This is a genomic window from Rhodococcus sp. Leaf278, from assembly GCF_001426085.1.
In the GTDB taxonomy this organism is placed as follows: domain Bacteria; phylum Actinomycetota; class Actinomycetes; order Mycobacteriales; family Mycobacteriaceae; genus Rhodococcoides.
In genome coordinates, this window is record NZ_LMRR01000045.1 from 206,239 (window position 1) to 221,148 (window position 14,910).

A 14,910-nucleotide genomic window follows, 5' to 3' on the forward strand; every position below is an offset into this window, starting at 1 on the left:
CCGGTCTGTCGGTATCGACGCCGTCGACGTCGGTGATCTCCACGTCGTGCTGCAACGACGCGGCGATGCAGGTTCATTCCCGGGCCCTATTAGTGTGTAGATCATGACTGCTTCCGTCTCGGCCGAATCGGTGCCCACGACGCTCGACGAGCGTGAGAACGTGCACGCGGCCGCTCGTCGGGCACGGATTGCTTCGCGTGCGCTGGCACTGCTGACGACCGCCGAGAAGGACTCGTTGCTGCATACCGCCGCCGATGCCGTGGTTTCTGCTGCGGATTCGGTCCTGGCTGCGAACGCGGCCGACATCGAGATCGCGCGAGCAGCGGGTACGGACGAGGGTCTGTTGGATCGACTGCGGTTGACCGCGTCGCGCATCGACGGCATCGCGGCAGGACTGCGACAGGTCGCCGCACTGCCGGATCCGATCGGCGGGGTCATCCGCGGTTCGACCCTTCCCAACGGTCTCGAGATCAGGCAGGTGAGGGTTCCTCTCGGCGTGGTGGGCATGGTCTACGAGGCGCGGCCCAACGTCACCGTCGACGCGTTCGGTCTCGCGTTCAAGTCCGGCAACGCGGTGCTGCTGCGAGGTTCGTCCTCGGCGGCACAGTCCAACGCAGCATTGGTCGACGCGCTGCAAGGGGCGTTGCGCGAACACGGTCTGCCCGAGGCCGCCGTTCAACTGCTGGGCAGTGCCGACCGCGCCACGGTCACCCATCTCATTCAGGCGCGCGGTCTGGTGGACGTGGTCATCCCACGCGGGGGCGCGGGGCTGATCGCTGCCGTCGTTCGCGATGCCACGGTGCCGACCATCGAGACCGGAGTCGGTAACTGCCACGTGTACATCCATTCCTCGGCCGATCCGGAGATCGCCGAGAAGATCGTGCTGAATGCCAAGACCCGTCGAGTCAGTGTCTGCAACGCTGCCGAGACCGTGCTGGTCGACGCTGCGATCGCCGACACCGTGGTGCCGCGGCTGCTGCAGGCGTTCCAGATGCACAGCGTCACGGTGCACGGCGACCTGCCCGGGCTGGTGCCCGCGAACGACGAGGACTGGTCGCAGGAGTACCTCTCGCTCGACATCGCGCTGAAGGTCGTGGGCGGCATCGACGAGGCGATCGAGCACATCGATCGATACGGAACCGGACATACCGAGGCGATCGTCGCGGCCGATATCGGAGCCGCGCGCGAATTCACCCAGCGTGTCGACGCGGCTGCGGTGATGGTCAATGCCTCCACCGCCTTCACCGACGGTGAGCAATTCGGCTTCGGTGCCGAGATAGGTATCTCCACTCAGAAGCTGCACGCCCGAGGGCCCATGGGATTACCCGAGCTGACCTCGACCAAATGGACAGTGTGGGGCGACGGGCACGTCCGAGATGTCTGACGCCTCAGCCGTACCGGCCAGACCCGATCATCAGGAGTTGTGACGTGGATCGTGCCCTACCGACGACACCGCCGCTGTTCGCGAGTGTGAACGACGTCCTCGAGCGTCTGGCCGAAACGGGATACCTGGCCGACAAAGCCACGGCCACCTCTGTCTTTCTCGCCGACCGCCTCGGCAAACCGCTGCTGATCGAGGGACCGGCGGGTGTGGGAAAGACCGAATTGGCTCGTGCCGTGGCCCAGACGACGGGTGCCGAGCTGGTGCGGTTGCAGTGCTACGAAGGCGTCGACGAGGCCCGCGCCCTGTACGAGTGGAACCACGCGAAGCAGATTCTGCGAATTCAGTCGGGGACCAGTGCCGACTGGGATTCGACGAAGCTCGATGTCTTCTCCGAGGAGTTCCTGCTCGCGCGGCCGCTGCTGCAAGCCATTCGGCGTACCGACCCCACCGTGCTGCTCATCGACGAGACCGACAAGGCCGACGTCGAGATCGAAGGACTGCTGCTCGAAGTGCTCAGCGACTTCGCGATCACCATCCCCGAACTCGGCACCATCACCGCCGAGCGCACTCCGTTCGTGGTGCTGACCTCCAACGCCACTCGCGAACTGTCGGAGGCCCTCAAGCGCCGCTGCCTGTTCCTGCACCTCGATTTCCCCGACGCGGACCTCGAGCGTCGAATCCTGGCCAGCCGGGTTCCCGAACTGCCCGAGGCGATCGCGGAGCAGTTGATCAAGACCGTCCGTGTGCTGCGCGGGATGCAGCTCAAGAAGTTGCCGTCGGTCGCCGAGACCATCGACTGGGGTCGCACGCTGCTGGCTCTCGGGATGGACACCCTCGACGAGGATGCCGTGCGCTCGACTCTCGGCGTGGTGCTCAAACATCAGTCGGACCAGGTGCGCGCAGCAGCCGAACTGCGGTTGAACTGACATGTTGGCCCCGCACGGAATTCCCGGGCATCTGGTCGGCTTCGTCGAGGCGTTACGCAAGCGTGGGATCTCGGTGGGGCCATCGGAGACCGTCGATGCCGGACGCGTCCTGTCCGTGCTGGATCTGTTGGACCGGGAAGCGGTCCGTGAGGGGTTGGCCTGCGCGCTGCTGAGACGACCGACGCACCGCGGAGTATTCGACGCGTTGTTCGACCTGTGGTTTCCGGTGGCATCGGGTACCAGGGATTCGGGACAGATCGACACCGCGCTTCCCCGCACCGACACGGGCGAGGTCGATATCGATGCATTGCGCGAACTGATAGTCGAACTGCTCTCGGACGACTCGGCCGAGGCGGCCGAACTGACCCAGATGCTGGCAGCCCAGATGGTCGAGGAGCTCGGCCAGTACAAGTCCTCCAACGGCCCGTCGTTCTCGGCCTATCAAGCCCTGCGTGACGTTGCCCCCGATACGTTGTTGCGCAAGATCCTCGATGGGCTGCTCGGCCGCGCCGACGACGCACCGGATCGGCCCACCGACGACTACGAATCGGAAGTGGCCAAACGTACTGCAGCGCAACGCATCGCCGACCTTCGCAAGATGGTCGAGAACGAGACGAGGCGGAGGTCGGCCGAGAAGCTGGGCCGCGAGCGAGTGGCGAGTTACGGTGTGCCCAAGCTGGCCGAGGAGGTCGACTTCCTGCGGGCCTCGGATGCGGAGATGGTGGCGCTGCGACGCAACGTCACCCCGCTGGCTCGGCTGCTCGCCTCACGACTTGCAGTGCGGCGCAGTAGAAGCAGACACGGTTCGATCGATCTGCGACGCACCCTGCGCAAGTCGATGTCCACCGGCGGCATTCCGATCGACTTGGTGGAGCGCAAGCCGCGTCGAGCTCGCCCCGAATTGGTTGTGCTGTGCGATGTCTCGGGCTCGGTGGCGGGCTTCAGTAACTTCACCCTGCTGTTGGTGCACGCTCTGCGAGAGCAGTTCTCGCGCGTTCGAATCTTCGCGTTCATCGATTCCACCGACGAGGTGACGCGATTCTTCGACTCCGGCTCCGACCTCGGGGCTGCGATGAGCCGCATCGTCCGGGAGTCCGATCTGGTGACGTACGACGGCCACTCGGATTACGGTCATGCGCTGACGACATTCGACGAGAAGTACGCGCATGCGGTCACCAGTCGCAGTTCGGTGTTGATTCTCGGTGACGCCCGCACCAACTACCGCGAACCCAAGCTGCCCGCGTTGGCGCATATCGTCTCGGTGGCCAAGCACGCGTACTGGCTCAACCCCGAACCGAAATCGCAGTGGGGATCCGGCGATTCGGCAGCCAAGGTGTACGCCGACGTGATCGCCATGCACGAGTGCCGATCCGCCCAGCAGCTCGCCACCGTGGTCTCACGTCTGCTACCGGTGTGAGGCATGTGACGCCCGGCAGCGGCCCGGACGTAGAATCGACGGTTGTGCAGCACGAATACGACCTCGGTGACGACACAGGGAAGCAGTCCGTTCGCCGTTTGGGCGTGATGGGTGGCACCTTCGACCCGATACACCACGGGCACCTCGTCGCTGCCAGCGAAGTGGCGAACAAGTTCGGTCTGGACGAAGTCATCTTCGTCCCCACTGGAAACCCCTGGCAGAAGGAAGGCACAACGGTCAGCCCGGCGGAAGACCGGTATCTGATGACCGTGATCGCGACGGCGTCCAATCCCCGGTTCTCCGTCAGTCGCGTGGACGTCGACCGAGAGAAGTCGACCTACACCGTCGACACTCTGCGCGATCTGCGGGCGCAGCACCCCAATGCCGAGCTGTTCTTCATCACCGGCGCGGACGCCCTCGAGTCGATCCTGACGTGGCAGAACTGGGAGGAGTTGTTCGAGCTCGCCAAGTTCGTCGGAGTCTCGCGTCCTGGGTTCGAGCTGGGCGTCGAACATCTGGCCAACCACCTCCGGTCGTTGCCTGCCGGCACCCTCACATTGATGGAAATCCCGGCACTCGCGATATCGTCGACGGACTGTCGACTTCGAGCCGGTGAGAATCGGCCTGTGTGGTACCTCGTACCGGACGGCGTCGTGCAATACATCTCGAAGAGAAATCTCTACAGACCACGAGGCGCTCTGCGCCTCGACGGATCCGTCACCATGTCGGAGCCGGCACCCCAGAAGAAGCAACCGGAAGGGCCGGTCACCAGAGCAATGACCGCGAACCCGAACCATACGAGTGGGAGTACACCCAAGTGACTGCAACAGCCGAAGCCGCCGAGATGGCGCGTATCGCCGCGCTCGCAGCCGACGACAAACTGGCCAGCGACGTGGTGATCCTCGACGTCTCCGACCAGCTCTACATCACCGATTGCTTCGTGATCGCCTCTGCGCCCAACGAGCGTCAGGTCAACTCGATCGTGGACAACATCGAGGATCAGCTTCGTGAAGCCGGACACAAGCCGGTCCGCCGCGAGGGCACCAAGGAAGGTCGCTGGGCACTGTTGGACTACTCCGACATCGTCGTGCACGTCCAGCACAACGAAGAGCGCAACTTTTACGCCCTCGAGCGGTTGTGGAAGGACTGCCCGACCATCGAGGTCCCCGGTCTCGGACAGCACCCGGCTGCGGAATCGGAGCAATGATCCGACGGCTCATCCTGCTTCGGCACGGTCAGACGGAATACAACGCCACCGACCGCATGCAGGGTCAGCTCGATACCGATCTGTCCGAGCTCGGTCGCACCCAAGCCAAGACGGCCGCCGCCGAACTGGCGACGCGTGAGCCGATTCGGATCGTCTCGTCCGACCTGCGGCGGGCTCTCGACACTGCCGTCGCCCTGGGCGACGCTGCCGGTGTTTCGGTCACGCAGGACGAGCGCCTGCGTGAAACGCATCTCGGCGAGTGGCAGGGTCTGACCCACACCGAGGTCGACGGCATCGCACCCGGCGCTCGGCCGGCATGGCGAGCCGATGCCACCATCGCTCCACCGGGCGGGGAGAGCCGTATCGACGTCGCCCGTCGCAGTGTTCCCGTGGTTCGCGAGCTTCTGAGCGGTGTCGCCGAGTGGGGTGCCGATGGCGATCAGCGTCCACTGGTACTCGTGGCGCACGGGGGCCTGATCGCGGCACTGACGGCGGCGTTGCTCGATCTGCCGACAGACCGTTGGCCGGTGCTCGGTGGGCTGGCCAACACCAGCTGGGTTCAGCTCGGCGCGCACGGGGACGGCGCTGACCCCGCGTGGCGCCTGGACGTGTGGAACGCCTCGGCGCGAGTGGCCAGTGACGTCCTCTGACGGGACGGCGGTGCGCCCCGCGCTGCTCGTGCTCGCGGACTCGCTGAGTTACTACGGACCCGAGGGCGGGCTGCCGGTCGACGACCCGCGGCTGTGGCCCAATCTTGTTGCCGCTGAACTCGGTTGGACAGTGGAATTGGTGGCGCGCATCGGCTGGACGAGTCGTGACGCATGGTGGGCTCTGACCCAGGATCCGCGAGTGTGGGCCGCGATTCCCCGAGCCGGTGCCGTGGTGTTCGCCATCGGCGGCATGGATTCGCTACCTTCGCCCTTGCCCACCGCGCTGCGGGAGCAGATCCGATACATCAGACCACCGGCGCTGCGACGCGTGGTTCGCATGGGGTACCAGGCGGTACAACCCGCTCTGTCTCATCTGGGTTGGCCCGTTGCACTGCCGCCGCGGCTGAGCGTGGACTATCTGGAGCAGGCCCGCGCCGCATTGGCCTACGTACGTCCCGAGCTTCCCGTCGTCGGCACCTATCCGTCGGTGCATCGCTGCGACGCTTACGGGCGGGTGCACTCGGGCCGTGAGCCCGCAGTGCGCGCGTTGCGGGCGTGGAGTACGGACAAGAACGTTCCGATGGTCGACCTCGCCGACGCGGTGCGCCCGAACATCGAATCGGAGAACGCGAACCCCGACGGCATCCACTGGGGGTGGGACGCGCATCGTGAGGTGGCGAAGGCGATGCTCGACGCGTTGCGACCGGTGGCGGTCTCGGCGTCGACCGAGAACCCCGCCGCGACCCCGAAGCCATGACCGTCGCCGTCGTCACCGACTCCTCGTCCTGCCTGCCTGCTTCGCTTGCGGCCGAGCGGGGAATCTCCCTGGTTCCTCTGCACGTGCTGGTGAACGGAGTCGACCACCGCGAGGGTGTGGACGAGATCCCCGAGCACGCCACCTCGGGGAATCACGTGACCACCGCCGGCGCGTCACCGGGCGAGCTGACCGACGTGTACGCAGCGGCTCTCGAACGTAGTCGAGGAGACGGTGTGGTGGCGCTGCACATCTCCCGGGGGCTCTCGAGCACGTGGGAAGCAGCGCGTCAGGCCGCAGACGAGGTCGGCCCTGCCGTTCGAGTGGTCGATTCAGGTTCTGCAGGAATGGGATTGGGCTTTGCCGTGCTGGCTGCTGCTCGCGCGGCGGCCGGGGGAGCGGACCTGGACACGGTCTACCACTGCGCCGTCGCTGCGTCGACCACATCGAGATGCTTCATCGTCGTCGATCGCCTCGACCATCTGCGGCGCGGAGGTCGAATCGGCACTGCCGCAGCCCTCCTCGGCACCGCACTGGCCATGAAACCGGTGTTGCACATCAGCGGCGGCGCACTCGTGCTGAGGGAAAAGACACGGACCTCGTCCAAGGCGCTGAACAAGTTGGTCGACGCAGCCGTCGCTGCCGCAGCCGAGGTCGGTGACGATTCGGGGGTTGCGCTGGCCGTACACCACATGTCGTGCGCAGAGCGTGCCGACGACGTCGCTGCGATGCTGGTCTCTCGAATTCCAGGCCTCACCAGCGTCGACGTGTATCCCTTCGGTGCCGTGCTGGGAGCGCATGTCGGCCCCGGTGCTGTCGGCGTCGTGGTGGCACCGGCGAACCGGTAGTCGCGCCGATCATCCACAGGTATCGGGTTGTGCACAGGGCAATTCGCGACCAGCGTCTCGTTGCGGGTGAGCCCGACCGCCGGAACTAGCGTTCTGATGCATGGGCGGTGACGACGATCGGGCGCACACGGTGGCGCGACTCAATGCCGTGCGCAGACAACCTGATTCCGCACGCACGGACGGGATACCCGCGCGCGTCGAGATGGAGGAAGCCGGCCCGGACGTGACGACCCCGGAACCGGATTGGCTGGTCTCGAGTTCGCCGCGGCTCGGTTCCCCGTGGTCGTCCGTACTTCCGCAGCGATGGCGTTCCGCGCGGGTGGACCCGGGAAGGCAGGGTGCCATCGCCCTGGCTGCAGCCGGGATTTTTGTCGTGCTCGTCGCAGCGTTCGCGGTGTTTCGAGATGCGCCGACGCCTGCACCCGCTCCGCCACTGGCCGTGGTTGCTCCCGATACGGGGGATCCGGACGTCCCGGCCGAACAGGTACCGGCAGCGGAGGCCGAGCTGGTCGTGAGCGTCGTAGGCCTGGTGGTACAGCCCGGACTGGTTCGACTGCAACCGGGTTCGCGAATCGCCGACGCGATCGCCGCGGCGGGAGGACCCGTCGAGGGTGCCGATCTCTTGGCACTCAACATGGCCGCGCAAGTGGCCGACGGCGATCAGATCGTCGTCGGTGTCGTGCCACCGCAGGCACCCCCGCCGGTGAGCGGTACGTCCTCGACGCAGGGCGTGGCGTCGGGCGGTGGAATGGTGGCCGGTGGGGTCGCGGCCGATCCGCCTGAGGGTTCGCCGATCGGCGGGACGGTGGACCTCAATGCCGCCACCGTGGCCGAGTTGGACGCCTTACCCGGGGTCGGACCGGTGACCGCGACGTCGATCGTGAGTTGGCGAGAGACCAACGGCCGCTTCGTCTCTGTCGATCAGCTCGCCGAAGTGGACGGGATCGGGCCCGGAAGGCTGACGAAGATCCGCGATCTCGTGCACATCGGATGAGCACCGCCGCCGTACTGACCGCCACTGCGCAGACCGACGAGTTTCTGCCTTTCGATATTCGGCTGGTTCCGGCTGTGGTGGTGTGCTGGTCGATCACCGCGGTCGGAATTCTCGGCGGCCCCGGCGCGGCGGTGGCGGCCACGGTGTCCACCTCGGCGGTGGTGTTGCTCGGTTCGCTGCTGCTGCGGCGGTTGGCGCGGCGATGCGCCGCATCCGGTCCCAGTGGTGCGGGAGTGGCCACGGTGATCGCGCTCGCACTGTGCTTCGGGGGAGCGATCTGGCTTCAGATGTGCGCAGTAGCAGATCATCCCGTGGCAGCAGCCGCGGACAAACGTGCGTGGATCACAGCGTCGGTGCGGTTGGAAGAGGACCCCCGCCGACTGACGTCCGCAGGACCCTCGATGGTGATGACGAAGGCTGAGCTGATTCGCGTGGACGTCGGGGGCGAAGCGCTGTACGTCGGCGGACGCGTGTCGATCATCGCTCCGGAGTCGAGCTGGTCGGCACTGCTGCCGGGTCAACAGATCACCGTCCGGGGCAGGCTCGGCACACCGATTCGGCCGGACATGACCGTGGCGGTGATCCGCCTGTCGGGACCACCGGTCACCGTCGATGAGCCCGGCACGATCTCTGCTACGGCCGGCACCTTTCGGTCGAATTTGGCTGCGGTGGCGCAGAATTCGATGCCGGCGGATCGCGCAGGTCTGCTACCCGGTCTCGTTGTCGGGGACGTGTCCCGATTGGACGAAACTGTGGCCGAGAACTTCCGGGCAGCGGGCCTGACGCACCTGACGGCGGTGTCCGGTGCCAATTTCTCCATTGTGATCGGTGCGGTCCTGTTGGTGTTGCGCAGTATCGGGATCGGCCCCCGAGCGACTGTCGCAGTCGCGTTCATTGTGCTCGTTGCGTTCGTGATCGTGGCCCGCCCGTCGCCGAGTGTGCTTCGCGCGGCGGTGATGGGCTCGATCGGGTTGTTGGCCCTCGTCACCGGCAGGCGGCGGCAGGCCGTTCCGGCTCTCTGCGGCGCGGTGCTGGGGTTGCTCGCATGGTGGCCGAGGCTGGCGGTCGACGTCGGATTCGTGCTGTCGGTGTTCGCCACCGCCGGACTCGTCCTGGTCGGACCGATCTGGGTCGACTGGCTCCGAGCCCGCGGCTGGCCCAGGGGAGCCGCGGAGGTGGTGGCCGTCGCTGCAGCGGCGCACGCGGTGACGGCACCTGTTGTCGCGGCAATGACGGGAACGATCAGTGTGGTGGGCATCGTTGCGAACGTGCTGGTCGCACCGGTCGTCGCTCCGATCACGGTGGTGGGCATCGTGACGGCCGTGATCGCCACCGTCAGCACGTCACTGGCGGAGTTGACGGCGCAGCTTGCGTCGGCGCCGCTGTGGTGGTTGATCACGGTGGCAGAGCGGGCCGCGTCGGTGCCGGTTGCGGGCCTCGTCGTCCCTGACGGTCTCGTGGGTGCAGCACTGGCGGTTTTCGGAACAGCCACACTGCTGGTGGCGTTGCGGTGTCGAGTGCTGCGGTGGTTCGGTGCGGTGATGGCGATTGCGGCATTGGCCATGTGGACTGCGCACGTGCTGTGGTGAGTGTTCGGTCGAAGCGGATGCTCGCCGTGTCTGCCCCACATGGCACGATCACAGGTGTGACTTCGACTGTGGCGCCTCTGCATCTGGTTCTCGGCGACGAGGAACTCCTGATGGATCGCGCGGTGGCGTCGATCGTGGCCCAGGTGCGTGCCAATGCGGCGATTCCGGGGGAGGACCTGCCGGTCACGCGATTGCGTACCGGCGACGCCAGTGCCCCGGAACTCGCCGAACTGCTCAGCCCGTCGCTGTTCGCGGAGGATCGCGTGGTTGTGCTCGAGGCAGCGGCCGAGGCAGGCAAGGACGCTGCCGCTCTCGTACTCGACGCCGCAACCGATCCGCCCGAGGGCGCGGTCGTGGTGGTCATGCACTCCGGCGGCGGTCGGGCCAAGGCCATGGTCGGTGCTCTGCAGAAGTGCGGCGCTCAGGTGCACGAGTGCGCAAAGCTCACCAAGCCTGCCGAACGCATCGACTTCGTGCGCGGTGAATTCCGCGCTGCCGACGTGCGCGTGAGCGGCGAGGTGATCGAGGCTGTCGTCGAATCGGTCGGCAACGAGCTCCGCGAATTGGCCTCGGCCTGTTCACAGTTGGTCTCCGATACCGGCGGCAAGGTCGATCTGGCCGCAGTGCGCCGCTACTACTCGGGCAAGGCGGAAGTATCCGGATTCGACGTCGCCGACAAAGCGGTGATCGGAGACAGGGCCGGCGCGCTCGAGGCTGTTCGCTGGGCGATGCATCGGGGAGTCGCGCACGTGCTGCTGGCCGACGCATTGGCCGACGCCGTACGCACCATCGCGCTGGTGGGTTCGGCCGGTCGCGGCGACCCGTTCCGTATGGCCGGCGAACTGGGCATGCCGCCGTGGAAGATCAAGAAGGCGCAGGGGCAGGCCCGAGGCTGGGACGGTCGATCCATCGCGCAGGCACTACGGGTTGTGGCGCAACTGAACGCCGACGTCAAAGGACAGGCAGCGGACGCGGACTACGCCGTCGAAAAAGCGGTGTCGGAGGTCGCGGGACTCGGCCGTTAGCAGTCGCGGCTCCAGCATCGTGACCTGTGCAGCGCACGAGAAAGCCCGCTGCCTCCGTGTTGGATGCAGCGGGCTCGGTCGAGCTCAGCGGTGAATCAGAGCTTGTTGACTGCGAGAGCCAGGGCCGACTTCTTGTTGGCAGCCTGGTTCTTGTGGATGACGCCCTTGCTGGCGGCCTTGTCGAGCTTCCGGCCGGCGTCGAGGAGAATCTCGGAAGCCTTGTCCTTGTCGCCCGCAGCCTGTGCCTCGCGGAACGAGCGGATGACGGTGCGAAGGGAGGACTTCACCGACTGGTTGCGCAGGCGTGCACGCTCGTTGGTGAGGATCCGCTTCTTCTGGGACTTGATATTGGCCACGCGTAAAATCCTTCTTGTCTTCGTCGGTATTCCGGTCAGGGCGATCCATGCTGGAATGCCCGAAGTCTGCTGCAGAGCGTTGGAGCCCTGCGCCGAAGATCGAGAATACCAGCACGGCGGGGCGAAACCCAATTGGGTGCACGCGTGACGATGCTTTTCAAGAATTTAACGCTTCTACCGCGCCTAACTCCAGTCTCTGTAGCAACATGACCATAATGAGTCCGCGATCGGCAACGCATGCCGCCACCAAGGCCAAAGCGACCAAACCCAAGTCAGCGGATCGCGTCGAACCCGAGGTCGACGGGGTGTTCGGGGGCTACTCCGATGTCGGAAAGTACAGTCTCGCCTTCGACGAGATGTTCGACTCGGACGGGCGAACCCGGACTCCCTACAAGGGCATTCACACAGCCCTTGCCCCGGCCAACGCGTCCGACCTGGACGCGAGATCCGACGCACTGGGACGCGCATTCGTCGACCAGGGCATCACGTTCTCCCTGTCCGGCCAGGAGCGCCCGTTCCCCCTCGACCAGGTTCCCCGCGTCATCGCCGCAGGGGAGTGGTCGCGGCTCGAGCGCGGCATCAAGCAGCGCGTCAAAGCGCTCGAGATGTTTCTCGCCGACATTTACGGTGATCAGGAAATTCTTCGCGACGGCGTGGTGCCGAAGCGTCTGATCACCTCCTGCGAGCACTTCCACCGCGAGGCCGTCGGCATCACACCGCCGAACGGCGTGCGCATCCATGTCGCCGGAATCGACCTGGTCCGCGATGCTCAGGGCACGTTCCGCGTCCTCGAGGACAATCTCCGTTCGCCATCCGGTGTGTCGTATGTCATGGAGAACCGGCGCACCATGGCCCGGGTGTTCCCGGATCTGTTCGCCAGTCACCGCGTGCGTGCCGTCGGCGATTACGCCTCGCACCTGTTGCGCGCATTGCGTTCCGCCGCAGCTCTGAACGAGGCCGACCCCACTGTGGTGGTGCTGACCCCCGGTGTGGCCAACTCCGCGTACTTCGAGCATTCGCTGCTTGCTCGGCTGATGGGCGTCGAACTCGTCGAGGGACGCGATCTGTTCTGCCGAGACAACATCGTCTACATGCGCACCACTGAGGGTGAGCGCCAGGTCGACGTCATCTACCGCCGCATCGACGACGATTACCTCGATCCCATGCAGTTCCGGCCGGATTCGGTCTTGGGCGTGGCCGGCCTCGTCAACGCCGCCCGCGCAGGCAACGTCGTGATCTCCAGCGCCGTCGGAAACGGCGTCGGCGACGACAAGCTGGTCTACACGTACGTGCCCACCATCATCGACTACTACATGGGTGAGAAGCCGCTACTCGCCAACGTCGACACGTTCCGGTGCTGGCTGGACGACGAGTGCGAGGAAGTGCTCGACCGCATCGACGAACTGGTGATCAAGCCGGTCGAGGGGTCCGGTGGTTACGGCATCGTGTTCGGCCCCGACGCCTCGCCGAAGGAATTGGCGACCATCAGCAAGAAGGTTCGCGCTGATCCGCGCGGCTGGATCGCGCAGCCCGTCGTGCAGCTCTCGACGGTGCCCACCAAGATCGGTGACCGGTTGGTTCCCCGGCACGTGGACCTGCGGCCGTTCGCAGTCAACGACGGCGACGACGTCTGGGTGTTGCCCGGAGGCCTGACCCGAGTCGCGCTGCCGGAGGGTTCGTTGGTGGTCAACTCGAGCCAGGGTGGCGGCAGTAAGGACACCTGGGTGCTCGCCACCCGAACCTCGCAGGAGGAGCAGGAACTGGCGGGCGAGGAGATCGTGAGCGTTCCCCCGGAGTCGCCGATGGTCGAACAGGGCCCGGAGCTGACGATGGACCAGCAGATGAATCAGCAACAGCAGCAACAACAGCAGCAGGCAACGAACTCGGACTCGAACGGCGGTGAACAGTAAATGCTCGCGCGCAACGCAGAGTCGCTCTACTGGATCGGACGGTACGTCGAGAGAGCGGACGACACGGCCCGCATTCTCGACGTCACCGTCCACCAGCTTCTCGAAGACGCCACGGTCGATCCCGACCACATTTCGCGAGTGCTGTTGCGAGTGCTCGGTTTCAAGCACGAGCCGGACGTCTCGCTCGATGTGTGGTCGCTCACCGAGTTGGTGGCCTTCAGCCGTGACGGCCTCGGCTCCATCGTGGATTCGCTGTCGAGCGCACGCGAGAATGCCCGGGGCGCTCGCGAAGTCACGTCCAGTGAGATGTGGGAGTGCCTGAACACCACCTACAACGGACTGAACGAACGGATCCGAGCATCCAAGCGCACCGGTCCGGCCGAGTTCTTCAGCTACATCGAGGAACGAGCCGCGATGTTCGCCGGCCTCGCGGATTCGACTCTCAGTCACGACGACGGCTATCGATTCCTGTTGCTCGGCCGCTCGGTGGAGCGCATCGACATGATCGTTCGGCTGCTGCTCTCGCGCGCGGGCGATCGACCGTCGTCGCCGGCCTGGGTCACCGTTCTGCGATCCGCCGGTGCTCACGACACCTACCTGCGTACCTACCGCGGTGCGCTCGATGCCCAGCGAGTTCTTGAATTCATGTTGTTGGACAGGCTGTTTCCGCGTTCGGTGTTCTATGCACTGAACGAGGCGGAACGCTCGCTCGATCAGCTCGATCATCAGCCGAACAGTCGTGTCGGTGCTCGTGCCGAAGCGCAGCGGCTACTCGGTCGCGCTCGCAGCGAACTCGAATTCCTTCGGCCCGGTGAGATTCTCGACGACCTCCAGGACCGTTTGCTGGCGCTGCAGGAAACCTGCCGCGAACTGGGCGAGGCCATCTCGAAGCAGTACTTCCATGCCGCGCCCTGGGTGGCGTGGACGGACGCCGGATCCGGCACATACGAAGATCAATTGGAAGGTGAACTGTGAGCTGGCGTATGCGTGTGGTGCACACCACCGGCTATCAGTACGACGCACCGGTGACGTCGTCGTACAACGAAGCTCGGTTGACGCCGCGAAGTGACAACCGGCAGAACGTCATTCTGAATCGGGTGGAGACCAACCCGGTGACGCGTTCCTACCGCTACACCGATTACTGGGGTACGGCGGTGACGGCATTCGACTTGCACGCACCGCACACCGAGCTCGAGGTCACCGGTTCGTCGGTGGTCGAGACCGATCCGTTCGTCTACCCCGACGAGAACGCTTCGTGGGAGGAACTGGCCGGCGATCAGGTCACCGACCGTTTCAACGAGGTGCTCGACAACACGGTCTACGTTCCGAAGAATCGTCAGCTCGCCTCGGTGGCGAAGAAGCTGGCGAAGGGACTGCCGCCGCAGGAATCGGTGGTCGAGATCTCGAACTGGGTCAACCAGGAGATGTCGTACGTGCCGGGAACCACCGGGGTGCACACCTCGGCGGTCGAGGCGTGGTCGGAGAAGAAGGGCGTCTGCCAGGACTACGCCCACCTGACCTTGTTGATGCTGCGCAGCATCGGTATCCCGAGCCGATACGTGTCGGGATACCTGCACCCGAAGAAGCAGGCTGCGATCGGCGCGACCGTCGAGGGGCAGAGTCACGCGTGGATCGAGGCGTGGACCGGAGCCTGGTGGGGCTACGACCCGACCAACGCGATCGCCGTCAACGAGCAGCACGTGTCGGTGGGACTGGGCCGTGACTACGCCGACGTGCCCCCGCTCAAGGGCATCTTCTCCGGTGGCGGTTCGACGGCTCTCGACGTGGTCGTTGAGATCACCCGACTCGCCTGACGTCGTGCGCGCTTTGCGTAGCCGTAGGTACGCAAA

General features: G+C 65.6%; 15 protein-coding genes. 14 read left to right on the top strand and 1 reads right to left on the bottom strand.

Annotation, left to right across the window (positions count from 1 at the left end):
• The first annotated feature begins 103 nt into the window (after positions 1 to 103).
• From ASG84_RS26440 to holA, 11 genes are all read left to right on the top strand, one after another.
• Positions 104 to 1,384 (top strand): glutamate-5-semialdehyde dehydrogenase, encoded by a 1,281-nt coding sequence (locus ASG84_RS26440; RefSeq protein ID WP_057479892.1) that lies wholly within the window; start codon positions 104 to 106, stop codon positions 1,382 to 1,384.
• 44 nt (positions 1,385 to 1,428) lie between these two features.
• Positions 1,429 to 2,310 carry an AAA family ATPase gene (locus ASG84_RS26445; protein WP_057479893.1) on the top strand — a complete coding sequence of 294 codons (882 nt, stop codon included), beginning with the start codon at positions 1,429 to 1,431 and terminating at the stop codon, positions 2,308 to 2,310.
• Between the two features lies 1 nt (position 2,311).
• A complete protein-coding gene (locus ASG84_RS26450; protein ID WP_057479894.1) occupies positions 2,312 to 3,727 on the top strand; it encodes a vWA domain-containing protein in 1,416 nt (471 codons plus the stop codon).
• Positions 3,728 to 3,834: 107 nt separating this feature from the next.
• Positions 3,835 to 4,548 carry a nicotinate-nucleotide adenylyltransferase gene (gene nadD, locus ASG84_RS26455; RefSeq protein WP_235581867.1) on the top strand — a complete coding sequence of 238 codons (714 nt, stop codon included), beginning with the start codon at positions 3,835 to 3,837 and terminating at the stop codon, positions 4,546 to 4,548.
• Complete coding sequence (gene rsfS, locus ASG84_RS26460) at positions 4,545 to 4,934, top strand: ribosome silencing factor (protein ID WP_032379193.1); 390 nt, start codon at positions 4,545 to 4,547, stop codon at positions 4,932 to 4,934. Before nadD ends, rsfS begins: the two co-directional genes overlap by 4 nt.
• Complete coding sequence (locus ASG84_RS26465) at positions 4,931 to 5,584, top strand: histidine phosphatase family protein (protein WP_057479895.1); 654 nt, start codon at positions 4,931 to 4,933, stop codon at positions 5,582 to 5,584. Before rsfS ends, ASG84_RS26465 begins: the two co-directional genes overlap by 4 nt.
• On the top strand, positions 5,571 to 6,341 hold the full coding sequence (octT, locus tag ASG84_RS26470) for a diglucosylglycerate octanoyltransferase (protein ID WP_057479896.1): 771 nt from the start codon (positions 5,571 to 5,573) through the stop codon (positions 6,339 to 6,341). Before ASG84_RS26465 ends, octT begins: the two co-directional genes overlap by 14 nt.
• Positions 6,338 to 7,186, top strand: a complete 849-nt coding sequence (locus ASG84_RS26475; RefSeq protein ID WP_057479897.1) for a DegV family protein — start codon at positions 6,338 to 6,340, stop codon at positions 7,184 to 7,186. Before octT ends, ASG84_RS26475 begins: the two co-directional genes overlap by 4 nt.
• A 100-nt stretch (positions 7,187 to 7,286) precedes the next feature.
• Positions 7,287 to 8,180 carry a ComEA family DNA-binding protein gene (locus ASG84_RS26480; protein ID WP_057479898.1) on the top strand — a complete coding sequence of 298 codons (894 nt, stop codon included), beginning with the start codon at positions 7,287 to 7,289 and terminating at the stop codon, positions 8,178 to 8,180.
• Positions 8,177 to 9,769 carry a ComEC/Rec2 family competence protein gene (locus ASG84_RS26485; RefSeq protein ID WP_057479899.1) on the top strand — a complete coding sequence of 531 codons (1,593 nt, stop codon included), beginning with the start codon at positions 8,177 to 8,179 and terminating at the stop codon, positions 9,767 to 9,769. Before ASG84_RS26480 ends, ASG84_RS26485 begins: the two co-directional genes overlap by 4 nt.
• A gap of 56 nt (positions 9,770 to 9,825) precedes the next feature.
• On the top strand, positions 9,826 to 10,794 hold the full coding sequence (holA, locus tag ASG84_RS26490; RefSeq protein ID WP_057479969.1) for a DNA polymerase III subunit delta: 969 nt from the start codon (positions 9,826 to 9,828) through the stop codon (positions 10,792 to 10,794).
• A gap of 95 nt (positions 10,795 to 10,889) precedes the next feature.
• Here holA and rpsT read toward each other — a convergent pair whose 3' ends face one another.
• Entirely contained in the window at positions 10,890 to 11,150 is a 261-nt protein-coding gene (gene rpsT, locus ASG84_RS26495; RefSeq protein ID WP_027497522.1) for a 30S ribosomal protein S20, read from the bottom strand.
• Between the two features lie 215 nt (positions 11,151 to 11,365).
• On the opposite strand from rpsT, the gene ASG84_RS26500 reads away from it, so the two are divergent.
• From ASG84_RS26500 to ASG84_RS26510, 3 genes are read left to right on the top strand one after another with little or no spacing between them, the layout of a single operon-like run.
• Positions 11,366 to 13,060, top strand: coding sequence for a circularly permuted type 2 ATP-grasp protein (locus tag ASG84_RS26500; RefSeq protein ID WP_442971043.1), 1,695 nt, complete (start codon positions 11,366 to 11,368; stop codon positions 13,058 to 13,060).
• Positions 13,061 to 14,035 carry an alpha-E domain-containing protein gene (locus ASG84_RS26505; RefSeq protein WP_057479900.1) on the top strand — a complete coding sequence of 325 codons (975 nt, stop codon included), beginning with the start codon at positions 13,061 to 13,063 and terminating at the stop codon, positions 14,033 to 14,035.
• Positions 14,032 to 14,874 carry a transglutaminase family protein gene (locus tag ASG84_RS26510; protein WP_200936730.1) on the top strand — a complete coding sequence of 281 codons (843 nt, stop codon included), beginning with the start codon at positions 14,032 to 14,034 and terminating at the stop codon, positions 14,872 to 14,874. The genes ASG84_RS26505 and ASG84_RS26510 overlap by 4 nt, the downstream gene beginning before the upstream one ends.
• Positions 14,875 to 14,910: the final 36 nt, after the last annotated feature.